The sequence below is a fragment of the Kocuria sp. CPCC 205263 genome (assembly GCF_040981075.1).
Taxonomy (GTDB): Bacteria; Actinomycetota; Actinomycetes; order Actinomycetales; family Micrococcaceae; genus Kocuria; species Kocuria rosea.
On the sequence record NZ_JAVKPV010000016.1, the window covers coordinates 34505 to 56391 of the forward strand.

General features: G+C 74.5%; 18 protein-coding genes. 9 read left to right on the forward strand and 9 right to left on the reverse strand.

Going from position 1 to position 21887, the window contains the following annotated elements:
• Positions 1–67 precede the first annotated feature (67 nt).
• The 4 genes from RF647_RS17495 to RF647_RS17510 are packed head-to-tail and all read left to right on the forward strand — an operon-like array spanning position 68 to position 4043.
• Positions 68–991, forward strand: a complete 924-nt coding sequence (locus tag RF647_RS17495; RefSeq protein ID WP_368812824.1) for an ABC transporter permease — start codon at positions 68–70, stop codon at positions 989–991.
• Positions 984–1952, forward strand: a complete 969-nt coding sequence (locus RF647_RS17500; protein ID WP_081994050.1) for an ABC transporter permease — start codon at positions 984–986, stop codon at positions 1950–1952. The genes RF647_RS17495 and RF647_RS17500 overlap by 8 nt, the downstream gene beginning before the upstream one ends.
• A complete protein-coding gene (locus tag RF647_RS17505) occupies positions 1949–3016 on the forward strand; it encodes an ABC transporter ATP-binding protein (RefSeq protein ID WP_368812825.1) in 1068 nt (355 codons plus the stop codon). The genes RF647_RS17500 and RF647_RS17505 overlap by 4 nt, the downstream gene beginning before the upstream one ends.
• Positions 3009–4043, forward strand: a complete 1035-nt coding sequence (locus RF647_RS17510) for an ABC transporter ATP-binding protein (RefSeq protein ID WP_368812826.1) — start codon at positions 3009–3011, stop codon at positions 4041–4043. Before RF647_RS17505 ends, RF647_RS17510 begins: the two co-directional genes overlap by 8 nt.
• 39 nt (positions 4044–4082) lie before the next feature.
• Here the strand turns inward: RF647_RS17510 and RF647_RS17515 are convergent, their stop codons facing one another.
• Positions 4083–5072, reverse strand: coding sequence for a DNA-3-methyladenine glycosylase 2 (locus RF647_RS17515; protein WP_368812827.1), 990 nt, complete (start codon positions 5070–5072; stop codon positions 4083–4085).
• Between the two features lie 200 nt (positions 5073–5272).
• On the opposite strand from RF647_RS17515, the gene RF647_RS17520 reads away from it, so the two are divergent.
• Both RF647_RS17520 and RF647_RS17525 read left to right on the forward strand, forming a co-directional pair.
• Entirely contained in the window at positions 5273–6526 is a 1254-nt protein-coding gene (locus RF647_RS17520) for an NRAMP family divalent metal transporter (protein ID WP_368812828.1), read from the forward strand.
• 71 nt (positions 6527–6597) lie between these two features.
• On the forward strand, positions 6598–7341 hold the full coding sequence (locus tag RF647_RS17525) for a putative hydro-lyase (protein ID WP_368812849.1): 744 nt from the start codon (positions 6598–6600) through the stop codon (positions 7339–7341).
• Here RF647_RS17525 and RF647_RS17530 read toward each other — a convergent pair.
• A complete protein-coding gene (locus tag RF647_RS17530; protein WP_368812829.1) occupies positions 7304–8038 on the reverse strand; it encodes a GntR family transcriptional regulator in 735 nt (244 codons plus the stop codon). The genes RF647_RS17525 and RF647_RS17530 overlap by 38 nt on opposite strands.
• Positions 8039–8150: 112 nt before the next feature.
• On the opposite strand from RF647_RS17530, the gene RF647_RS17535 reads away from it, so the two are divergent.
• Entirely contained in the window at positions 8151–9113 is a 963-nt protein-coding gene (locus RF647_RS17535; protein ID WP_368812830.1) for an ABC transporter substrate-binding protein, read from the forward strand.
• 43 nt (positions 9114–9156) lie between these two features.
• Here the strand turns inward: RF647_RS17535 and RF647_RS17540 are convergent, their stop codons facing one another.
• From RF647_RS17540 to RF647_RS17550, 3 genes are read right to left on the reverse strand one after another with little or no spacing between them, the layout of a single operon-like run.
• A complete protein-coding gene (locus tag RF647_RS17540) occupies positions 9157–10887 on the reverse strand; it encodes a biotin carboxylase N-terminal domain-containing protein (protein ID WP_368812831.1) in 1731 nt (576 codons plus the stop codon).
• Between the two features lie 4 nt (positions 10888–10891).
• Positions 10892–12550 carry a 5-oxoprolinase/urea amidolyase family protein gene (locus RF647_RS17545; RefSeq protein ID WP_368812832.1) on the reverse strand — a complete coding sequence of 553 codons (1659 nt, stop codon included), beginning with the start codon at positions 12548–12550 and terminating at the stop codon, positions 10892–10894.
• Positions 12547–13311 (reverse strand): LamB/YcsF family protein, encoded by a 765-nt coding sequence (locus RF647_RS17550; protein WP_368812833.1) that lies wholly within the window; start codon positions 13309–13311, stop codon positions 12547–12549. The genes RF647_RS17545 and RF647_RS17550 overlap by 4 nt, the downstream gene beginning before the upstream one ends.
• Before the next feature lie 206 nt (positions 13312–13517).
• Between RF647_RS17550 and RF647_RS17555 the strand changes: the two genes are divergently transcribed.
• A complete protein-coding gene (locus RF647_RS17555) occupies positions 13518–14024 on the forward strand; it encodes a PTS sugar transporter subunit IIA (protein WP_368812834.1) in 507 nt (168 codons plus the stop codon).
• Between the two features lie 44 nt (positions 14025–14068).
• Here the strand turns inward: RF647_RS17555 and xylB are convergent, their stop codons facing one another.
• Both xylB and xylA read right to left on the reverse strand, forming a co-directional pair.
• Entirely contained in the window at positions 14069–15493 is a 1425-nt protein-coding gene (gene xylB / locus RF647_RS17560) for a xylulokinase (protein WP_368812835.1), read from the reverse strand.
• A 151-nt stretch (positions 15494–15644) separates the two neighbouring features.
• On the reverse strand, positions 15645–16868 hold the full coding sequence (xylA, locus tag RF647_RS17565; RefSeq protein ID WP_368812836.1) for a xylose isomerase: 1224 nt from the start codon (positions 16866–16868) through the stop codon (positions 15645–15647).
• Positions 16869–17016: 148 nt separating this feature from the next.
• On the opposite strand from xylA, the gene RF647_RS17570 reads away from it, so the two are divergent.
• Complete coding sequence (locus RF647_RS17570; RefSeq protein ID WP_368812837.1) at positions 17017–18183, forward strand: ROK family protein; 1167 nt, start codon at positions 17017–17019, stop codon at positions 18181–18183.
• 82 nt (positions 18184–18265) lie between these two features.
• Here RF647_RS17570 and RF647_RS17575 read toward each other — a convergent pair whose 3' ends face one another.
• Both RF647_RS17575 and RF647_RS17580 read right to left on the reverse strand, forming a co-directional pair.
• Positions 18266–19435: an endo-1,4-beta-xylanase gene (locus tag RF647_RS17575; RefSeq protein WP_368812838.1), complete on the reverse strand. Its 1170-nt coding sequence runs from the start codon at positions 19433–19435 to the stop codon at positions 18266–18268.
• An 87-nt stretch (positions 19436–19522) separates the two neighbouring features.
• Positions 19523–21874 carry a glycoside hydrolase family 3 N-terminal domain-containing protein gene (locus tag RF647_RS17580; RefSeq protein WP_368812839.1) on the reverse strand — a complete coding sequence of 784 codons (2352 nt, stop codon included), beginning with the start codon at positions 21872–21874 and terminating at the stop codon, positions 19523–19525.
• Positions 21875–21887 lie beyond the last annotated feature (13 nt).

The window sequence follows — 21887 nt, forward strand, 5'->3', positions numbered from 1 at the left end:
GGCGCCCCGCACGGGGCGCCCCGGGCCCACCTGTCCGCGCAACACCTCCGCACACACAAGGAGACCCATGGGGCGGTACGTCCTCCGCCGTCTGCTGCTGACCGTCCCGGTGCTGCTGGGCGCGTCCCTGCTCATCTTCTCGATGGTCTACGCGCTGCCCGGCGATCCCATCCGGGCGCTGGCCGGCGACCGGCCGCTGTCCGAGGCCGTGCAGGCGCAGCTGCGCGCCGAGTACAACCTCGACGACCCGATGCTGATCCAGTACACCAAGTACCTGGGCGGCCTGGTGCAGGGCGACTTCGGCACCGACTTCTCGGGCCGTCCCGTCCTCGACACGATCGTGGACCGGCTGCCGGTGACGGCCCGGCTGGCCCTCGTCGCCGTGGCCTTCGAGATCCTCATCGGCATCCTCGCCGGCGTGCTGGCGGGCCTGCGGCGCGGGTCCTTCTTCGACAACCTCGTGCTGGTCTCCACCACGGTGGTCGTGTCCATCCCCGTCTTCGTCCTCGGCTTCCTCGCCCAGTACGTCTTCGGCGTGCGGCTCGGCTGGTTCCCCATCGCCGGCATCTCGGACGGCTGGTACAGCTACGTCCTGCCCGGCTTCGTGCTCGCGGCGCTCTCGCTCGCCTACGTGGCCCGGCTGACCCGCACGAGCCTCGCGGAGAACCTGCAGAGCGACTACGTGCGCACGGCGCGCGCCAAGGGTCTCAGCGAGGTGTCGGTGGTCGGCAAGCACACCCTGCGCAACAGCCTCATCCCGGTGGTCACCTTCATCGGCGCCGACCTCGGCGCGCTCATGGGCGGGGCCATCGTCACCGAGTCGGTGTTCAACATCCCCGGTCTCGGCCGGGCGGTCTACGACGCGGTGCTGCGGCAGGAGGGCGCCGTCGTCGTCGGGATCGTCACCCTGTTCGTCTTCTTCTACATCTTCTTCAACCTGGTGGTCGATGTCCTCTACGCCGCCCTCGACCCGAGGATCCGCTATGAATGAGCCGCGTCCGGAGAGCGTCCGCGAGGAGCGGGACGCCCGCCACGAGACCTTCTCCGACCGCGTGGACGACCGCGCGGACGAGATCGCCTCGGCGGCGGCCGCCGGGGACATCGAGCAGGTCAGCCTGTGGCGGGACGCCTGGAAGGGCCTGCTCCGCAACCCCTTCTTCCTGGTGGGGGCCCTGCTCTTCGTCGTGTTCGCGGTGATGGCCCTCGCCCCGCAGGCGTTCACCTCGGTGGACCCGCGGGCCTGCAGCCTCGGCCGCTCGGGGGAGGGCCCGCAGCCCGGGGCGCCGTTCGGCTACGACGTCCAGGGCTGCGACTACTACTCGAACGTGGTGCACGGCGCGCGCATCTCCCTGGCCATCGGCTTCCTCGCCGTCCTGGGCACCCTGGCCATCGGCGTGGTGGTGGGCGCGCTCGCCGGCTACTACGGCGGCTGGCTCGACTCGCTGCTCGCCCGGATCACCGACATCTTCTACGGCCTGCCGCTCATCCTGGGCGCCATCATCCTGCTCTCCGTGCTGCCCGAGCGCGGGGTGCTCGAGGTCTCCCTCGCGCTGATCGCGTTCGGCTGGATGACGGCCATGCGCCTGGTCCGCTCCAACGTGATCGGGGTCAAGGAGGCCGACTACGTCCAGGCGGCCCGGGCGCTCGGCGCGCGGACCGGCCGGATCCTCACCAAGCACATCCTGCCCAATGCCGTGGCGCCCGTCCTGGTCTACTCCACCATCGCGGTCGGCACGATCATCGCCTCCGAGGCGACGCTCACCTTCCTGGGCGTGGGTCTGCAGCTGCCCGAGATCTCCTGGGGCCTGCAAATCAACGCGGCGCAGAACAGGCTGCGCGACGCCCCGCACCTGATCCTCTTCCCGTCGCTGTTCCTGTCCCTGACCGTGCTCTCGTTCATCCTCATGGGCGACGCGCTGCGCGACGCCCTCGACCCGAAGTTGCGCCGATGACACCTTCCTCCGTCCCCGCCCCCACCCCCGCCCCCGTGCCCGCGCCGCCGGGCGGCGCGGCGGGCCCCGTGCTCGAGGTCGACGACCTCGCGGTGGAGTTCCGCTCCCGCCGGCGCACCGTCCGGGCCGTCAACGGGATCAGCTACACCGTCCGGGCCGGCGAGACCCTCGCGATCGTCGGGGAGTCCGGCTCCGGCAAGAGCGTGAGCGCCCAGGCCGTCATGGGCATCCTCGACATCCCGCCCGCCCGCATCACGCAAGGCGAGATCCGCTTCCACGGCGAGGACCTGCTGGGCATGAGCCCCCGGGACCAACGGGCGGTGCGGGGGCCGGGCATCGCCATGGTCTTCCAGGACGCCCTCTCCGCGCTGAACCCGGTCTTCTCCGTGGGCCACCAGATCGGCGAGCTGTTCCGCGCCCACCGGGGCGCCTCCCGGCAGGAGGCGAAGGCCCGGGCGATCGAGCTCATGGAGCGCGTGGGGATCCCCGCGGCCCGGGAGCGCGTGGGCGACTTCCCGCACCAGTTCTCCGGCGGCATGCGCCAGCGCGTGATGATCGCGATGGCCATCGCCCTGGACCCGGACATCCTGATCGCCGACGAGCCGACCACCGCGCTCGACGTCACCGTCCAGGCCCAGATCATGGACCTGCTCACCGAGCTCCGCACGCAGACCGGGATGGGCGTCATCCTCATCACGCACGACCTGGGGGTGGTCAACGAGGTCGCCGACCGGGTCGCTGTGATGTACGCGGGCAGCATCGTGGAGAACGGCACGGTCGACGAGGTGCTCTCGGCGCCCCTGCACCCCTACACCCGGGGGCTGATGTCCTCGATGCCCAGCCTCGAGTCCCAGGGCGAGCGGCTCCTGCCCATCGCCGGGACGCCGCCGGACCTCTCCGCCGTTCCCGCCGGCTGCGCGTTCCACCCGCGCTGCCCCATGGCGCGGTTCGGGCGGACGGCGGCGCCGGGCAAGGACTGCGCCGCGGACGTCCCGGTGCTGCGCGAGGTCGTGCCGGGCCGGACGGCCGCGTGCCACTACAGCGAGGAGCTCCAGCATGAGTGACACCCGGCCGACGACGACGGCGGACGCGCCCCTCCTGGAGCTGCGCGGGCTCACCAAGCACTTCCCCCTCACCCAGGGGGTGCTGCTGCGGCGGACCGTAGGCCAGGTCCAGGCGGTGGACGGCGTGAGCATGACCCTCGGTCCGGGGGAGACCCTGGGGCTCGTGGGCGAGTCCGGCTCCGGCAAGTCCACCGTGGCGAAGCTCATCATGGCGCTGCAGCAGCCCACCGCGGGCCAGGTCCTGTACAAGGGCCGGGACGTGGCCGCGATGTCCTCGCGGCAGCTGCGGGAGTACCGCCGCAACGTGCAGATCATCTTCCAGGACCCCTACTCGTCCCTCAACCCGCGGATGACGGTGGGGGACATCGTGGCCGAGGCCTGGGACGTGCACCCCAACGCGGTGGCGCGGCAGGACCGCGCGGCCACGGTCCGGGAGCTGCTGGAGCGGGTGGGGCTGCGGCCCGACTACGCCAACCGGTACCCGCACCAGTTCTCCGGGGGTCAGCGGCAGCGCATCGGGATCGCGCGGGCCCTGGCCCTGCGCCCCGAGGTGATCATCTGCGACGAGCCGGTCTCGGCCCTGGACGTCTCCGTCCAGGCGCAGGTCATCAATCTGCTGCAGGACCTGCAGGACGAGTTCGGCCTGTCCTTCCTCTTCATCGCCCACGACCTCTCGGTGGTGCGCCACCTCAGCGACCGGGTCGCGGTGATGTACCTCGGCAAGGTGGTGGAGACGGGCGACCGGGACGCGATCTACCACCGGGCCGCCCACCCGTACACGCAGGCCCTGCTCTCCGCGGTGCCGGTCCACGAGCCCGCCCTGCGTGGGGGGCGCGAGCGGATCATGCTCAGCGGCGACCTGCCCAGTCCCGCGAACCCGCCCTCCGGGTGCCGGTTCCGGACGCGGTGCTGGAAGGCGCAGGAGGTGTGCGCCGAGCAGGAGCCGGAGCTCGTCGACCGCGGCCAGGGCCACCCGGCGGCCTGCCACTTCGCCGAGAGCCGGGACCTCGTGCCCGGCTCGGCGTAGCCGCCGGCCCGGGAGCCCGGCCCGCGCCGCCGGCCGGGCTCAGCGGGCCCCGGACCCTCCGGGGCCCCCGGCCGGGCCGGGTCCGCCGGGCGCTGCGCGGTCCCCGCCGGCGGGTAGGGCGGCCGAGTCCGGGAACGCCGCGCGGGCCCACAGCCGCATCACGGCGTAGCTGCGCCAGGGGCTCCAGGCGGCCGCCGTCGCCGCGGCGGCGGCCGCCCCGGCCGCCCCGAGCGCGCGCCGCAGGACCAGGTCCTGGGCCAGGAAGACGTCGGGGTCGCCCAGGACGCGCAGCGAGATCGACCCGGCCGTCCACGGGCCGATGCCGGGCAGGGCAAGCAGGCGCTCGCGCAGCACGGCGGCGTCCTCCCCGGACGGCGCGCCGGCACGTCCCGGCGGGGCGTCGAGGACGAGTCCGTCGCGGACCGCCACGGCGAGCGCGTGCACGGTCGCGGCCCGGCGGGTGGTGACGCCCACGTCCCGCTGCAGCCTGGCCGGGTCCGTCCCGGCGATCCGGCGGGCCGTCGGGAAGGCGGTGGCGCCGCCGGTCACGGGCGTGCCGTGGTGGCGGACCAGGCGCCCGGCGAAGGTGCGGGCCGCGGCGAGGGAGACCTGCTGCCCGAGCACCGTCAGGACCGCCGTCTCGAAGCCGTCCGGTGCACCGGGCAGCCGGATCAGGGGCCAGGCGCGCACGTCCGCGGCGAGCACGGGGTCGGCCGCCAGGGCGCGGTCCGCCACGGGGGACTCCGTGCCCTCGCCGAGCCAGCGGCGCACCCGCTCCAGCACGGGCTCCAGGGTCTCCGCCGTCCCGGGCCCGATGCGCACCGGCAGACCGGCCGGCGTGAGGCCCCTCCAGTCGACCGTCACCGTGCGGACCGCTCCGTCCACCACGACGGGGCGCCGGTGGGCACCGCCCGCGAGGTCGTCGCACCCGGGCACGGCCTGGGAGGCCAGGAAGTCCCGGAGGAACCCGGGGGACGCCGGCGCCGGGAGCAGGACGTCCACGGCACCCGCGGACCCGTCGTCGTGCATGCGCTGCTCCCGGTCGTCGAGGGCGGGGGATCCGGATCCAGCCTGTCCCGGGGAGCGTCGCCTGTCCAGGCGGAGAAGCGGCGAAGGCCCTGTTCAGATTGTTCAACAATCACTACACTGGCACGAAAGTGACCGCGGCCACGTCCAGGGAGGCCGGCGCCGTGCCCCGGCGCAGGTCGCCCCCGTCCCGAGGAGGCCGCATGTCCAGCTCCGCCCCCGTCCCGCCCGTCCCGGAGGGTCGCGGCTCCGTCAGCAGCCCCGCGGCGATGCGGGCCGTGAACCGCTCCGCCCTGCTCGGGGCCCTCTTCCTGATGGCCACCAGCGCCATCGGCCCCGGGTTCATCACCCAGACCGCGAACTTCACGGTGCAGCTGGGCGCCGCCTTCGCGTTCGCCATCGTCATCTCCATCGTCGTCGACATCGCGGTGCAGCTGAACGTGTGGCGGATCATCGGCGTCTCCGGGCTCAAGGCGCACGAGCTCGGCAACCGCGTGCTGCCGGGCCTCGGCTGGTTCATCGCCGCGCTCGTGGCCACCGGCGGGCTCGTCTTCAACATCGGCAACACCGCCGGCGGCGGGCTCGGCCTCGACGCGCTGCTCGGCCTCGACCCCACGTGGGGCGGCGTTCTCACGGCGCTGATCGCGGTGGGCGTGTTCGTCAGCAAGCGCGCGGGCGTGGCCCTGGACCGGATCGTGGTGGTCCTCGGCGTGCTCATGATCCTCGTGACGAGCTACGTCGCGTTCGTCTCGCGGCCCCCGGTGGGGGAGGCGCTGCGCAACGTGGTGCTGCCCGAGAACGTGGACTTCCTGATCATCACGACCCTCATCGGCGGGACCGTGGGCGGGTACATCACCTACGCGGGCGCCCACCGCATCGTCGACGCCGGGATCACCGGCGTGGAGAGCGTCAAGCAGATCTCCCGCAGCTCCGTGGTGAGCATCGTGCTCACCGGGGTCATGCGCTTCCTGCTGTTCCTGGCGATCCTCGGGGTGGTCGCCGGCGGCGCCCAGCTCACGGGCGAGAACCTCGCCGCCCAGGCGTTCCGCTCCGCCGCCGGGGAGGTCGGCCTGCGCCTGTTCGGGGTCATCCTGTGGGCCGCGTCCATCTCCTCGGTCATCGGCGCCGCCTACACCTCGGTGTCCTTCCTCACCACCTCCCGGACGAAGCCGCGCACCCGGAACCTGATGACCATCGCCTTCATCCTGGTCTCCGCCACCGTGTTCGCCCTGCTCGGCCAGGCGCCGTCCACGCTGCTCATCGTGGCGGGCGCCGTCAACGGGCTCATCCTGCCGCTGGGCTTCGCGGTGCTGCTGTGGGTGGCCTGGCGCCGGCGGGACCTGCTGGGCGGCTACGAGTACCCCAAGTGGCTCGCGCTGATCGGCACCGTGGTGTGGCTGCTCACCATCTTCCTGGGCTACCAGTCCCTCAGCGGCATCGCCGCGCTGTGGGCGTGATCGCCGTGGGACCGGACAGCACGCAGGCCCGGCGGGACCGGGCCGCCCTGGCCCCGGGCGCCGCCCGGGCGATGTTCCGCAGCGGCCTGGTCACGCCCACGTCGGGCTGGTGCGACGGCTTCGCGCAGGCCAACCTGATCGTCGTGCCCGCGGACTGGGCCTTCGACGTCCTGCTCTTCGCCCAGCGCAACCCCAAGCCGTGCCCGGTGCTCGGCGTGCTCGAGGCCGGCAAGGTGACCGGGCCGCTGCTGGGCGGCGGCGACGTCCGCACCGACGTCCCGCTCTACACCGTCTACCGGGACGGCGAGGTGGCGGGCACCCGCACCGACCTGCTGGACGTGTGGCGCGAGGACCTCGTGACCTTCGCCCTCGGCTGCAGCTTCACCTTCGAGGCGGCCCTGCAGGAGGCCGGGATCCCGATCGCCCACATCGACCAGGGCGTCAACGTCCCGATGTACCGCACGAACGTCCCGTGCGCGCCCGCCGGGCGGCTGTCCGGCCCGCTGGTCGTGTCCATGCGGGCGATCCCCGCCTCCCGGGTGGCCGACGCGGTGCGCATCACCTCCCGCTATCCCGCCGTGCACGGCGCCCCGGTGCACGTCGGCGCCCCGCAGGAGCTGGGCATCCGGGACCTCGGGGCCCCCGACCACGGGGACGCGGTGCAGATCCCGGACGGCCACGTCCCCGTGTTCTGGGCCTGCGGGGTGACGCCCCAGGCGGCGGTGCTCGAGTCCGGGGTACCGTTCGCCCTCGGGCACGCCCCGGGCCACATGCTGGTCACCGACCTGCCGGACTGGCAGTACCAGGTCCCCTGAGCGCGGCCGGCGCGGGGCCCTCCAGGACGTCCAGCAGCTGCTGCCGGGAGGCCTCCAGGTAGTCGTGCATCTGCACGGCGGCCTCCTCGCGCCGGCCCTGCTCGAAGAGCTCGAGGATCCGGGCGTTGCGCTCGATCCAGGGCGCGTGGAAGGACGGATCCTGGCGCATGGAGTAGAACACCAGCCGCATCTCCGCGAGGGTTCGGGACATCAGCTCGTCCTGCCGCGGCGAGCCGGCCAGCTCCACCACGCCGCGGTGGAACCGCTGGTTCGCGTCGGCCATGCCGGTGACGTCCCGGCGGTCACGGGCGGCGCGGCCGTCCTCGACGGCGGCGTGCAGGCCCGGCTGCGGGACCGGGTCCGACCAGCGCAGCGCCGAGGTCTCCAGCGCGAGCCGCACCCGGTGGATCTCCCGCACGTCGTCCGCGCCGGGCCGGGCCACCGAGACGCCGCGGTTGGGGACCCGCACCAGCAGGTTCTCCCCGACCAGGATCGTGAACGCCTCGCGCAGGGTGTTGCGGGAGACCCGCAGCGCCTCGCTGACCCGAGCCTCCGAGAGCCGGGTCCCGGGCGGCAGTCGGCCGGCCACGACGCCCTGGCGCAGCACGTCCACCGCCCACGGGATGGCCTCGCCCTGCGGGGCGGGCCCGGCCTGCGCGACGGCCGTCGTCAGGAACTCGTTCTCCACGGTGTTCATCGGTCCCCATCCTGGCATCCCGGGGCGCCCAGCCGTGCGGCGGCACCCTGGTGGCGGGCCCGGGCCGTCCTCTAGGCTTTCAGGACGTCCGTCCCACTCCCTGGAGGCTTCGATGCAGAAGACCGGTGCAGCACTCGCCACGGCGGCCGTCCTGACGGTGACCGCGTGCGGGGGAGGGGAGTCCGGCGGCGGAGCGGCCGGGGACGGCGAGCTGACCAGGGTCGGCGTGGGCGTCATCGCGAGCACCGACGTGGCGCCCCTCTACCTGGGGATCGAGCAGGGCTTCTTCGAGGAGGAGGGCCTGGAGCTCGACATCACCCAGGCCCAGGGCGGTGCGGCCATCGTCCCGTCCGTGGTCAGCGGGGAGATGGACTTCGGCTTCAGCAACGTGACGTCGCTGATCGTCGCCCGGTCCCAGGGGCTGCCGCTGCAGATCATCGCCAACGCCAACAACTCCACCGGGGTGCAGGGCGAGGACTTCGCCGACGTCCTGGTGCGCGAGGACAGCGACATCCAGGACGCCGCGGACCTGCAGGGCAGGACCGTCGGGGTGAACACCCTGAACAACATCAGCGACACCACCATCCGCGCGGCCATCGAGGCGCAGGGCGGGGACCCCGGGGACGTCGAGTTCGTCGAGGTCCCGCTCCCCGACATGCCGGCGGCCCTGGAGCGGGGCGAGGTGGACGCGATCGGCTCGATCGAGCCGTTCCGGACCATCGCCATGCAGGACGGGGCGCGCTCGGCGGTCTCCAACTACGCGTTCCCGATCGAGAACCTGACGGTGGCCGTGTACTTCACCACCGAGGACGTGCTGGCCCGGGAGCCCGAGACCGTCGAGGCGTTCCGGGCCGCCATCGAGAAGTCGCTGCAGTTCGCGCAGGACAACCCCGACGAGGTCCGGGCCGTGCTGCCCACCTACACGCAGCTCGACGAGGAGCTGATCGACCAGCTCGTCCTGCCCGCCTACCCCACCGAGGTGAACCGGCAGTCCGTGCAGGAGCTCGCGGACCTCGCCGTCCAGCACGGACTCATCGAGGAGGCCCCGCCCCTCGAGGAGCTGCTCCCCGAGTGACCGGCGGCCGGGCCGCCGCCGGCCGAGCCGCGGTGGAGCCCGGTCAGGAGAGGCGGGCCAGCACCTGGTCGGCGGTCACCGCGTCCCCCGGTCCCACCGCGAGCTCCCGGATCCTGCCGGCCCGCGGCGCGGACACCCGGGTCTCGGTCTTCATGGCCTCCAGCACGGCGACGTCCTGGCCCGCGGCCACGTCCTCCTGCTCGGCCACCAGCCACGAGACGAGCGTGCCCGCGAAGGGCGCGGTGACGGCGCCGTCGTCGGCGGGCTGCGCCCCCGCGGGGGCGGCCTCCGACGCCGCGGGGGCGGAGCCCAGGGCCGCGGCGAGGGCGTCGGGGATCCCGATGCTCACGCGCCGCCCGTCCACGTCCACGGTGAAGCGGGTGCGGCCCGGCTCGTCCGCGCGGGCGTACTCGGCGTCCGGGGCGAGCCGGCCGGCGAACTCGTCCTCGATCCACGTGGTCCACACCCCGAGCCCCTCGCCCCCGGCGAAGGCGGGGGCGTCCAGCACGGCGCGGTGGAACGGGACCGTGGTGGCCACGCCGTGGACCCGCAGCTCGCGCAGGGCGGTGCGGGCCCGCACGAGCGCCTGCTCGCGGGTGGGCGCGCTGACGACGAGCTTGAGCAGCAGCGAGTCGAAGGTCGTGGCCACCCGGGTGCCGCGGCGCACCCCGGAGTCCACGCGCACGCCCGGGCCGGTCGGGGTGTCGACGGCCTCGACCGTGCCCCCGGAGGGCAGGAAGCCGCGGCCGGGGTCCTCGGCGTTGATCCGGAACTCGAACGCGTGCCCGCGCGGGACCGGGGTCTCGAGCACCGGCAGCGGGTCCCCGGCGGCCACGGTCAGCTGGGCGCGGACCAGGTCCACGCCGTAGACCTCCTCGGTGATCGGATGCTCCACCTGCAGCCGGGTGTTGACCTCCAGGAAGGAGATCAGCCCGTCCGGGGCCACGAGGAACTCGGCGGTGCCCACCCCCACGTACCCGGCCTCCCGGAAGATGCCCTCGGCGGCGGCGGCGATCCGCTCGCGCTGGTCGTCCGAGAGGAACGGCGCGGGGGCCTCCTCGACGAGCTTCTGGTGGCGGCGCTGCAGGGAGCAGTCCCGGGTCCCGAGCACGACGACGTGGCCGTGGGCGTCGGCCACGACCTGCGCCTCCACGTGCCGCGGGCGGTCCAGGAAGCGCTCCACGAAGCACTCGCCGCGGCCGAACGCGCTCTGCGCCTCGCGGGCGGCCGAGCGGAAGGCGTCCTCGACCTCGTCGAGCTCCCGGACCACGCGCATGCCGCGGCCCCCGCCGCCGTGGGCGGCCTTCACGATCACCGGCAGGCCGTGCTCCTGCGCGAAGGCCCGGGCGTCCTCCGGCGACTCGACCGGGCCGTCGCTGCCCGGCACGAGCGGGGCGCCGGCGCGCCGGGCGATCTCGCGGGCGGCGACCTTGTCCCCCAGCAGCACGATCGTCTCCGGGGAGGGGCCGATCCAGGTGAGGCCGGCCTCGATCACCGCCCGGGCGAACCCGGCGTTCTCGGAGAGGAACCCGTAGCCCGGGTGCACGGCGTCGGCGCCGCACCGGCGCGCGATCGCGAGCACCTCGTCCCCGTCCAGGTAGGTCTCGGCGGCCGAGGTGCCCTCCAGGGCGTACGCCTCGTCGGCCAGCAGGACGTGCGGGGCGTCGGCGTCGGGGTCGGCGTAGACGGCCACGGACTCGAGGCCGGCCTCGGCGCAGGCGTGGACGACGCGGACGGCGATCTCCCCGCGGTTGGCGATCAGGATCTTGCGCACGGTGCTACTCCCGGGAGGTGTCGGTGGACATGTCGGTGGACGTGCTGGTGGCGGTGCTGACGGGTTCGGCCTGGGCAGTGGCGGGCTCGGGGTCCTCCGCGGGCGGCGGGCCGAGATCGGGCGCCGGCAGCCGGACGAAGCGCAGGCGCCCGCCGGGGCGCAGCTGGGCGAGCACGGCGAGGTCCTCCGGGTGCACCACCCCGATCACGGGGTAGCCGCCGGTGGTGGGCGCGTCCTGCAGCAGGACGACCGGCAGGCCCGCGGGCGGGACCTGGACGCAGCCGGGCACGGTCCCCTCGCTGGGCAGCTCGTCCGTGCGCACCCGCTCCAGCGGCTCGCCGGAGAGCCGGGCGCCCACGCGGTCCGAGGACGTGGTCAGCTCCCACTCCTGCGCGAAGAAGGAGGCCACGGCGGCGGGGGTGAACCAGTCGTCGCGGGGGCCCGGGACCACGCGGACCGTGGGCACCGCGGACGGGGCGGGCGCCGGCTCGGGGGGCCGGACGGCGGTGCCCGGGTCCGGTCCGACCGGCAGGGCGTCGCCGGCGGCCAGGGGGGCCGGGCCCAGCCCCGCGAGCGTGTCCGCGGAGCGGCTGCCCAGCACCGGCGGGACCGCGATCCCGCCGCGGACGCCCACGTAGACCCGCGCCCCGGCCGTCACGGTGCCGACGGCCAGCCGTTCGCCGTCCCGCAGGGCGAAGGGGGTGCCGGGCGGGGGCCGCCACGGGGCCGGGCCCGTGACCGTCAGCGCCGCCCGCGCGCCGGTGACCGCCAGGACGTGCTCCCCGTGGGCGGTCAGCTCGAGCCCGCCGAGCAGGTGCTCCAGCACCGCCGCCCCCGGGCCGTTGCCCACGAGCTGGTTGGCCGATCCGGCGGCGGCGGCGTCGAGCGCGCCCGAGGGGGACACGCCCAGCGCGGCGGAGCCCGCCCGGCCGCCGTCCTGGACGAGGGTCTGCAGCCCGGGGGCGCCGACCGTCAGGTGGGGCCCCCGCACCGGGGCGGTCCGGGCTGCGGTCGCGGCGACCTCCACGAGCTCGCGCACGGGCCGGTAGCGCACCCGGTCCCCGGGATGCAGCAGGGCGGGGTCCTCGCGGTCGAGGTCGAACAGCCGGGCCGCGGAGCGGCCGATGAGCTGCCAGCCGCCGGGGGAGCTGCGGGGATAGACGGCGGAGAACCGGCCGGCCAGGGCCACCGAGCCGGCGGGGACGGCGGTGCGCGGCGTGCCCCGGCGCGGGACGTCGGGACCGTCCTCGCCCACGCAGTAGAAGAAGCCGGGCGCGAAGCCGGCGAAGGCGGCCGTCCACGCCTGCCCGGTGTGGAACCGGACCACCCCGTCCGCGCCGAGGCCCGTGAGCTCGCCGACCGCCTCGAGGTCCTCGCCGTCGTAGACGACGTCGATGGTCACGGTGCGGGCCCCGCCGGCCCCGGCGCTCCCGCGGGGGGCGGCGCGGGCGGCGCGGACGACTTCCCGCAGCGCCGCGGTGGTGCTCGCGCGCACCACCACGGTCTCCGCGCCGGCCACGCAGTCCACGAGCCCGGGCAGGTCCGCGGCGGCGAGCCGGGCGTGCACCGCCACGGCGTCGTGCAGGTCGGCGCACTCGACCAGCGCCGCCCGCGGGCCGAGCGGCCGGACCCGGCGGGGCCCCGCGGGGGCTGGCCCGCTCACAGGAAGCTCCCGACCCGCAGGCCGGCCTCCTCGAGGGCGCGGCGCACGCGCTCGGCGATGGCCAGCGCCCCGGGGGTGTCCCCGTGCACGCAGATGCTCTGGACGTCCACCGCCACGAGGGAGCCGTCGACGGCCTCGACCACGCCCTCGACGGCCATCCGCACCACGCGGGCGGCGATCTCGTCGGCGTCGTGCAGGACGGCGCCGGCCTCGGTGCGGGGCACGAGTGTGGCCTGCGCCGTGTAGCCGCGGTCGGCGAAGGCCTCGCGGACCGTGCGCAGCCCGGCCGCCCGCGCCTGGCGCTCGATCTCGGAGCCGGGCAGCACCAGCAGGGGCAGGGCATCGTCGACGTCGCGCACGGCGTCCACCACGGCTCCCGCGTGCTCCTCGTGGTGGACGATCGCGTTGTACAGGGCGCCGTGCGGCTTGACGTAGCTCACCCCGGTGCCCGAGGCGCGGGCCAAGGCCTGGAGGGCGCCGATCTGGTACACCAGCTGGTCGGTCAGCTCCGCCCGGGGCACGGCGATGAAGCGGCGGCCGAAGCCCTTGAGATCGTCGTAGGAGACCTGCGCGCCCACGGCCACGCCTTGCTCGGCGGCCACGGTGCAGGTCCGGCGGGCGACCGTCGGGTCCCCCGCGTGGAAGCCGCAGGCCACGTTGGCGCTGGTGACCACGTGCAGGACGGCCTCGTCGCCGGCCATGGCCCAGGCGCTGAGCGACTCGCCGCAGTCCGCGTTGAGGTCGATGTCGGAGGGGGGCATGCTGTGCTCCTTGTCACGTCGGTCCCTCCAGCATGCCCTCTCCCCCGGGATTGTTCAACAATATTTGCCGTCGGGATCGGAATTCGCGCGGACCGGTGGACGCCGGGGCCCGGCCGCCGTAGGTTGGCCCGCACGAGGGCGCAGCGGTGCCGCGGGCAGCGCGGTGGGACCGCGCCGCCCGTCCACCTCCACCGATGGGACAGCACATGAGCGACAGGACCTCCCGCGCCCCGGACGACTCCCCGGGCCGCTCCGGCTCCGTCCTGGCCCACCTGAGCGAGTCGACCGTGCTCCTGGACGTCCACGGGGCGGACCGGGACGGCGTGATCCGGCAGCTCGCCGAGCTCGGCGCGCACACGGGGCGGGCGTACGACGCCGACAGCACCGTCGCGGCGGCCCTGGCCCGGGAGGAGGAGGGGTCCACCGGGGTGGGCAACGGCGTGGCCCTGCCGCACGCCAAGTCCGCCGGTGCCGAGCGGCCGATGATCGCGTTCGCCCGCAGCCGGGACGGCGTGGAGTGGAACGCGCTGGACGGCGAACCGGTCCACCTGGTCTTCCTGATCTCCCTCCCGGAGGAGCGCTCCGGGGAGGAGCACCTGGAGCTGCTGGCCGAGCTCTCCGAGGCCCTGGCCGCGGAGTCCTGCCGGCGGGCCCTCCTCGACGCCGGGAGCGCGTCCGAGGTGCTGGCCGCGCTGGAGGACGCGCTGGTCTGACCGGTCCGGCCGGGCAGGTGCGGGGCCCGGACCGCGGCGCCGTCTCACCGCTCGGGACGGGCGCCGGCCGGGGGCCGGGACCAGTCGGCGGTCCGGTCGCGCAGCGTGCGGTAGGCCTCCAGGACCTCGGGCGTCGGCTCGGCCTCGTACTGCCGGGCGCCGGCGAGCGCCCAGGCCGGGGGCTCGTCCTCGCCCGAGAGGGCCCAGGCGGCCTGCCGGGCGGCCCCGAGGGCCACGTACTCCGCCGGGGCGGGGACGAGCACGGGCCGGCCGAGCACGGCCGGGGCGAGCCGGCGCACCGCCTCGGACTGCGCGCCACCGCCGATCAGGAGGATCCGCTCCGCGGCGGTGCCGGTGGCCCGCTCGAGCGCGGCCACGCCGTCGGCGAGGGAGCAGAGCAGGCCCTCCACGCAGGCCCGGGCGATGTCCTCCCGGCCGGTGCGCGAGGACATCCCGTGCAGGGTGGCGCGGGCCTCAGGCCGGTCGGGCGTGCGCTCCCCGTCGAGGTAGGGGAGCAGGGTGACGCCGCCCGCCCCGGGACGGCCCGCGAGGGCGAGCTCGGCGAGGCCCGCGTGGTCGACGCCCAGCACCCGGGCCCCGAACTCCAGAATCCGGGCGGCGTTGAGGGTCGTGGCCATGGGCAGGTACCGGCCGGTGGCGTCGGCGAAGCCGGTCACCAGCCCGCTGGGGTCCGCGGTGCGGGTCTCCGAGACCATGGCCGCGACCCCGGAGGTGCCGATCGACAGGGACACGTCGCCGGGGCCGAGCGTGACGCCCAGCGCGGCGGCCATGTTGTCGCCCGTGCCGGCCGCGAGCACCGCCCCCGCGGCCGTGCGGCCCATGACCGCGTTCGGGGCGGCGGCCACCTGCGGGAGCTCGAGGTCGTGGCCGAGCGCCTGCTCCACGAGGGCGTGGTCCCAGGCGCCGGTGCGCGTGGAGAAGTAGCCGGTCCCGGAGGCGTCGCCGCGGTCGGTGAAGAAGGACGACCGGCCGGCGTCGAGGTGGTGGGACAGGTAGTCGTGGGGCAGCAGCACCCGGTGGGTGCGGGCGGCGTGCTCCGGCTCGTGCTCCGCCATCCAGCGCAGCTTGGTGGACGTCATGGACGCGACCAGCACGCTGCCGAGCTCCTCGGCGCAGGCGGCCGCACCGCCCATCTCCTCGACAAGCCGGCGGGCCTGCGGTGCCGAGCGGGTGTCGTTCCACAGCAGGGCGTCGCGCACCACGGCGTCGTGCTCGTCGAGGGCGACCATCCCGTGCTGCTGACCGCCGACGGAGACCGCGGCGGCCTCCGCGAGGAAGGGCCCGGCGGCGTCGTCGAGCGCGGCGAGCCAGGCCCGGGGGTCCACCTCGGTCCCGTCCGGGTGGGGGGCGCGGCGCTGCGCGAGGACCTCGCCGGTGCCGGCGTCGACGAGGAGCGCCTTGGTGGACTGGGTGGAGGAGTCGATGCCCAGGACGGTGGTGCGTGCCATGAAGAACCTCGGTGCAGGGTCGGGACGGAGCGGCGAGGGCGCCGCGGGACGGGACGCGCAGTGCCCGGCCCGGCGCAGGGGGGACGTGCGCCGGACCGGGCCGGGACGGGGCCGGCACCCCGGAGGGGGGTGGGTGCCGGCCCCGGGTGTCTCAGCCCCGGGCGCCCATGAGGTGCTCGACGGCGAGCTGGTGCAGGCGCACGAAGCCGTAGTTGCGCTCCGACGGGCCCGTCAGGTCGAGGTCCTCGTAGGCGCTGCGGTCGGCGAGGAAGGCCTCGAGGTCCTCGCCCTCGGCGAGGGTCGGCTCGCCGAGCTCGAGGATGTTGGACTGCTCCATGGCCTCCTGGACGTCGGGGTCCTGGCGGAAGGCCACGGCCCGCTGCTTCAGCAGCAGGTACATCCGCATGTTCGCCGCGGCCGAGTCCCAGACGCCGTCGAGGTGCTCGGTGCGGGAGGGCTTGTAGTCGAAGTGGCGGGCCCCCTGGTAGGCGCCCGGCAGGGACGGGAACCCGTTCTCCAGCAGGTCGACCGTGAAGAAGGCGCTGATCAGGTTGCCGTGGCCGAACACCAGGTCCTGGTCGTACATCGGGCCGTTCTGCCCGTTGAGGTCGATGTGGAACAGCTTCTCGCACCACAGCGCCTCGGCGAGGCCGTGCGTGTAGTTCAGCGTGGCCATCTGCTCGTGCCCGGTCTCCGGGTTCACGCCCACGACGTCCCCGTTCTCGAGCCGGTCGATGAACGCGAGGGCGTGCCCGATGGTGGGCAGGAAGATGTTGCCGCGGGGCTCGTTGGGCTTCGGCTCGAGGCCGATGCGCATGTCGTAGCCCTGGGACTTGATGTACCCGGCCACGGTGTCGATGCCCTCGGCGTAGCGGTCCAGGGCGGCGTAGAGGTCCTTGGAGGAGTCGTACTCGGTGCCCTCGCGCCCGCCCCACATCACGAAGGTCGTGGCGCCGAGCTCGGCGGCGAGGTCCACGTTGCGGAGCACCTTGCGCAGGCCGTAGCGCCGGACCCGCCGGTCGTTGGACGTGAACGCGCCGTCCTTGAAGATCGGCTCCGCGAAGGTGTCCGTGGTGACCATCTCGCAGACCATGCCGGTCTCGTCCATGGTCTGCTTCAGCTGCCCGATCAGCTTCTCGCGCTGGGCCTCGGTGGCGTCGAAGGGGATCAGGTCGTTGTCGTGGAAGGTGAAGCCCCAGGCGCCGAGCTCCTTGAGCTTGCGCACGGACTCGAGGGGGTCGAGCTCGGGCCGGGAGGCGGTGCCGAACTGGTCGCGGGCAGCCCAGCCCACGGTCCACAGGCCGAAGGAGAACTTGTCCGCGGGTGACGGGGTGAGTGAGGAGGCGAGGAAGGTCGCGGGGGAGGCGGTGGGCATCGGAGGTCCTTTCCCAGTTGGTTAGTTTCCGTTACTTACTATAGGAGCTGGGATACCGTGGGGGAAGACCGCCGGCGGATTTTCTGCCGTCCGGTCGGCCGGGATCCGCGCCGGACCCGGTCCCCTCGGCACCAGAGAAGAGTCGTCCGTGCAGTCGAGCCACCTGCGGGAGCACAACCTCTCCACCGTGCTGCGCGCCGTCGCCGGGGCGGACGCGCCGGTCTCGCGCGCCGCGCTCGCCAAGCTCACCGGGCTCACGAAGCCCACCGTGTCCAAGCTGGTGCAGGAGCTGCTCGAGGCGGGCCTGCTCGTCGAGGGCCGGCAGACGGCCGCGCGGGTGTCCGGGCGGCCGACGATCCCCCTGACCGTGGCCCGGGGAACCGTGCTGGGCGTGGGCCTGGAGATCGCCGCCGACCATCTCGCGTGCCTCGTCACGGATCTCGGCGGCCGCGTCCTGCACGAGGAGTCCCGCTTCGGGGCCTTCGCCGGGGCGTCCGTGGACGAGGTCGTCTCCGTGCTGGCCGGTCTGCTGGACACCGCCCTGGCGCCCCGCCGGGACGTGCCCGTGGCCGGGATCTGCGTCTCGGTCCCCGGCCGGCTCTCCACGGACCGCGCCACCGTGCTCTCCGCCCCCAACCTCGCCTGGCAGGACGTCCCGCTGGTCGAGCGGCTCCGGGAGCACCCGGCGTTCCGGGGCCCGGCGCTCACCGCCGGCAACGACAGCATGCTCGCCGCGCGCACCGAGGTCCTGCACCGGCCCGGCGCGTCCTTCCTCTTCCTGCACGGCCAGACCGGCATCGGCGGCGCCGTGGTCCTGGAGGGGCGCATCCACCGCGGCGAGCACGGCTGGGCGGGGGAACTGGGCCACGTCACGATCACCCCCGGCGGGGAGCTGTGCCGGTGCGGGCGGCGCGGCTGCCTCGAGGCCTACGCCAGCTACCACGCGCTGCGGGGCCGGACCGGCCTGCCGGAGGACGTCCGGATCGAGGACCTCGTGGCGGCCACGGCGGAGCGGCTGCAGAGCCGGGAGGCGGTCATGGAGATGATCGGGCGGCCCCTGGGCGTGGTGCTCGCGAACTCGATGAACGTCCTGGACCTGTCGACGGTCGTGCTCTCCGGGTACTTCGCCCCGATCGCCCCGGAGCTGGAGCCCGTGCTGCGCGAGGTCCTGGAGGCGCACGCGCTCACGGCGGAGGTGGGGCCCGTCGAGATCCAGCGCTCCGCCGCGGACGCCCATCCCGCCCTGACCGGTGCGGCCGCCACGGCCCTCGAGCCCATCCACGACTCGCCGGCCCGCTGGATCGACCGGCGCTGACCCGCCCCCGTCCGGGGACGACGACGGGGCCCGCTCGCACGAGCGGGCCCCGTCGCGCGCCGGCCGGGGCCGGGCGACCGGCTCAGCGGAACGCGGGGTGGTGCTCCCACTTCGCGTCGCCGCCGGGCTGCGAGCGGACCAGGGTCTCCTGGAGGGCGTCGTAGGCCGGCTTGCGCTCGTAGTCGCCCTCCATGGTCAGGGCGTCCCCGTAGCCGGGGAAGGTGTTCGGCACCCAGGAGTGCTCGTCGAGCACGCCCCACACGGTGAAGGAGTTGCAGTCCTCCACGGCCAGGCACGCCTCGAGGGCCATGCGGTACCAGTCGGCCTGCTTCCGGCGCAGCTCGTCGGTCATCCGGTCGTTCCCGTCGACCGGTCCGCGGACGTCGATCTCGGTGACGGCCGTCTCCAGCCCCAGGTCGTCGAAGCGCTGGAGGTTCTGCTGCATGCGCCCGTCGAAGCCGTACTGGAGGCCGAGGTGGGTCTGCATCCCGAAGCCGTGGACCGGCACGCCCTGCGCGAGCAGGTCCTGGATCAGCGCATAGTAGGCGTCGGACTTCGCGTTGAGGCCCTCCACGTTGTAGTCATTGAAGAACAGCTGGGCGTTCGGGTCGGCCTCGTGGGCCCAGCGGAAGATGTCGGCGATGATCTCCGGGCCCAGCTCCCGCAGCCAGATGTTCTCCTGCAGGCGCAGGTTCCCGCTGTCGTCGAAGATCTCGTTGGCGACCTCCCACTGCTGGATGCGCCCCTCGTAGTGGCCGACCACCGTCTGGATGTGCTCCTTGAGGATGGCGCGCAGCTCGTCGGGGGTGTAGTCCCCTTCCTCGAGCCAGTCGGGGTTCTGACTGTGCCAGAACAGGGTGTGGCCGCGCACGACCTGCCCGTTGGCCTCGGCGAAGTCGACGATGTCGTCCGCGGGGCCGAACTCGTAGACCCCCTCCTCGGGGTGGACGAATTCCCACTTCATCTGGTTCTCGGGGGTCAGGGAGCTGAACTCCCGCGCCAGGACGGAGCGGTACTCGGGGTCGGAGGGGAAGGGCTCCGGGTAGTCGGCGCTGGTGTGGTGGCCTCCGCCGGCCACGGCGCTGCCGATGTGGAAGTCCTTCGGGGTGTTCCAGCGCAGGGTGTCCTGCTGGGCCAGGCCGGGGGGCCGGGTCCCGGGGGCGGCGCTCGCGGCCTGGGGGACCGCGGTGAGGCACAGGACGGCGACGGCGGTGGCCGCTCCGGCGCGGAGGAGGGGGGCTCGTCTGCTCATGTCGGGGGTTCCTTCATCAGGGGGTGGGGGGATTCGCAGGGACGGGTGGGACGGGGCGCGGGCCGCACGGCGGCCCGCGCCCCGGGCTCAGGAGGCGTCGGCCGCGAGGGCGCGGTCGGCGACGCGGACCTCGACGGGGGTCGTGAGGACGCGGTCGGCGTCCTCCACGTCCCGGACCGTGCCGGTGACCGTGAACCGGCCCTCGAGGGGCAGGTCCTCGCTGGAGGTGCCGGCGCGCAGGACGAACTCGCCCGGCTCCACGATCCGGCGCACGGCCCGGCCCGTGAACGAGGTGCGGTCGGCGTGGACGGAGAAGACCACGCGGGCGCTCTGCCCGGCCTCCAGCGCGATCTTGGCGAAGCCGACGAGCATCTTCAGCGGCCGGACGACCTGGGCGACGGGGTCGCTCAGGTACAGCTGGACGACCTCCTGGCCGGCCCGGCCGGAGGTGTTGGTCACGGTGACCGCGGCCTCCACGGTGCCGTCGGTGCCGATCTCGGCCGCGGACAGCTCGAGCGCGTCGTAGGAGAAGCTCGAGTAGCCGATGCCGTGGCCGAACGGGTACAGCGGCCGGGGGTCCAGGTTGGAGACGCCCTCCGAGTACCCGCCCAGGGCGGGGGTCAGGTAGGTGCCGGGCTGCCCGCCCACGTGCCGGGGGATCCCCACGGGCAGCCGCCCGGAGGGGTTCACCCGCCCGGAGAGCACCCCGGCGACGGCGTGCCCGCCCTCCTCGCCCGGCATGAAGGCCTGCACCACGGCCGCGCAGCGGTCGTCGAACGCGCCGAGGCTGTAGGGGCGGCCCGTCACGAGCACGAGGACCACCGGGGTGCCCGTGGCGAGCACGGCCTCGACGAGCTCGGCCTGCCGGCCGGGCAGGGACAGGTCCACGACGTCGCAGCCCTCGCCGGAGGTGCCCGTGCCGAAGAGCCCGGCGAGGTCGCCCACGGTCACGACCGCGAGGTCGGCCTCCTCGGCCGCGGCCACGGCCTCGGCGATGCCGCTGGTGTCGGGGTCGGTGAAGTCGACGCCGCGGGCGTGCCGGAAGGTGGTCCCCCCGTCCGCGAACTCCTCGGCGAGGGCGTCGACGATCGAGGTGATCTCGATGCCGGTGCCGGACTCCCCGAAGCGGGACAGGACGTGGTTGGTGAAGCTGTAGCAGCCGAGGAACGCGCGGGGCTGCCCGGCGCTGGGGCCGATGACCGCGACCTTCCGGGCGGTGTCGCGGGCCAGCGGCAGGACGCCCTCGTTCTTGAGCAGGACGACGGACTCCTCGGCCATGCGGCGGGCGAGCCGGCGGTTCGCCGGGGAGTCGAGGTCGACGGCCCCGCCCGCGGTGCCGGGGTCGAAGCCCGGATCCAGCAGGCCCAGCTCGACCTTCTGCGTCAGCACCCGCCGCACCGCGCGGTCGAGCAGGGACTCGTCGAGCGCGCCGTCGCGCACGGCACCGGCGAGGTCCGCGAAGCAGCCGGTCTCGGGCAGCTCCACGTCCATCCCGGCCGCCAGCGACTGCACGCCGGCGTCACGGGGGTCGGCGGCGACGTGGTGCATGGACTCCAGGAAGCTCACGGCCCAGTAGTCGGAGACGACCGTGCCCTCGAAGCCCCAGGTCTCCCGCAGGAGCGTGGTGAGCAGCTCGGGGTCGGCGACGGGAGGGACGCCGTCGACGTCCGCGTAGGAGTTCATCACCGCGCCGGCCTGCCCGAGCTTGACGGCCATCTCGAAGGGCACGAGCACGACGTCGCGGAACTCGCGCGGTCCGATCGAGACGGGGGCGTGGTTGCGCCCGGCGCGGGAGGTGGAGTAGCCCGCGAAGTGCTTCAGGGTGGCGATCACGCCGGCCTCCTGCAGCCCCCGGACGTACTCCGTGGTCAGGGTGCCCACGAGGTAGGGGTCCTCGCCGACGGTCTCCTCGACGCGGCCCCAGCGGTAGTCGCGGACGACGTCGAGCACGGGGGACAGGCCGAGGTGGACGCCCACGCCCTTCATGTCGGCGCCGATGTGCCGGGCCATCGTGCGGACCAGCTCGGGGTCGAAGGCGGCGCCCCAGGCGATCGCGGCCGGGTAGCAGGTGGCCCCCAGGGTGGTGAACCCGGTGAGGCACTCCTCGTGGGCGATGGCCGGGATCCCGAGCCGGGAGGTCTCCACGACCTGGCGCTGCAGGGTGCGCAGGTGCTCCACCCCGTCCGCGGCGGAGATCGGCGCGCTGCCGAAGGCCCGGGTGATGTGGCCGAGACCGTGCGCGATCGCGGCCTCGAAGGTCGAGCGGTCGTCGGCGAAGGCGGACTCCATGGGGGCCGCGCCGCCCGTGGCCTCCTCCGGGTCGGGGCGCAGCCAGTAGCTGCCGAGCTGACCGGCCTTCTCCTCGAGGCTCAGCTCCTGCAGCAGGGCGTCGACGCGTTCGGCGACGGGGCGGGCGGGGTCGTTCCAGGGTGCTGTCATGGGGGTGTTCTTT

Coding starts and splice junctions, on each gene's coding strand:
- RF647_RS17525 (WP_368812849.1), top strand. CDS start 6,598: ATGTTCCGCAGCGGCCTGGTCACGCCCACGTCGGGCTGGTGCGACGGC.
- RF647_RS17495 (WP_368812824.1), top strand. CDS start 68: ATGGGGCGGTACGTCCTCCGCCGTCTGCTGCTGACCGTCCCGGTGCTG.
- RF647_RS17580 (WP_368812839.1), bottom strand. CDS start 21,874: ATGACAGCACCCTGGAACGACCCCGCCCGCCCCGTCGCCGAACGCGTC.
- RF647_RS17575 (WP_368812838.1), bottom strand. CDS start 19,435: ATGAGCAGACGAGCCCCCCTCCTCCGCGCCGGAGCGGCCACCGCCGTC.
- RF647_RS17505 (WP_368812825.1), top strand. CDS start 1,949: ATGACACCTTCCTCCGTCCCCGCCCCCACCCCCGCCCCCGTGCCCGCG.
- RF647_RS17530 (WP_368812829.1), bottom strand. CDS start 8,038: ATGAACACCGTGGAGAACGAGTTCCTGACGACGGCCGTCGCGCAGGCC.
- RF647_RS17510 (WP_368812826.1), top strand. CDS start 3,009: ATGAGTGACACCCGGCCGACGACGACGGCGGACGCGCCCCTCCTGGAG.
- xylA (WP_368812836.1), bottom strand. CDS start 16,868: ATGCCCACCGCCTCCCCCGCGACCTTCCTCGCCTCCTCACTCACCCCG.
- RF647_RS17515 (WP_368812827.1), bottom strand. CDS start 5,072: ATGCACGACGACGGGTCCGCGGGTGCCGTGGACGTCCTGCTCCCGGCG.
- xylB (WP_368812835.1), bottom strand. CDS start 15,493: ATGGCACGCACCACCGTCCTGGGCATCGACTCCTCCACCCAGTCCACC.
- RF647_RS17555 (WP_368812834.1), top strand. CDS start 13,518: ATGAGCGACAGGACCTCCCGCGCCCCGGACGACTCCCCGGGCCGCTCC.
- RF647_RS17500 (WP_081994050.1), top strand. CDS start 984: ATGAATGAGCCGCGTCCGGAGAGCGTCCGCGAGGAGCGGGACGCCCGC.
- RF647_RS17520 (WP_368812828.1), top strand. CDS start 5,273: ATGTCCAGCTCCGCCCCCGTCCCGCCCGTCCCGGAGGGTCGCGGCTCC.
- RF647_RS17535 (WP_368812830.1), top strand. CDS start 8,151: ATGCAGAAGACCGGTGCAGCACTCGCCACGGCGGCCGTCCTGACGGTG.
- RF647_RS17550 (WP_368812833.1), bottom strand. CDS start 13,311: ATGCCCCCCTCCGACATCGACCTCAACGCGGACTGCGGCGAGTCGCTC.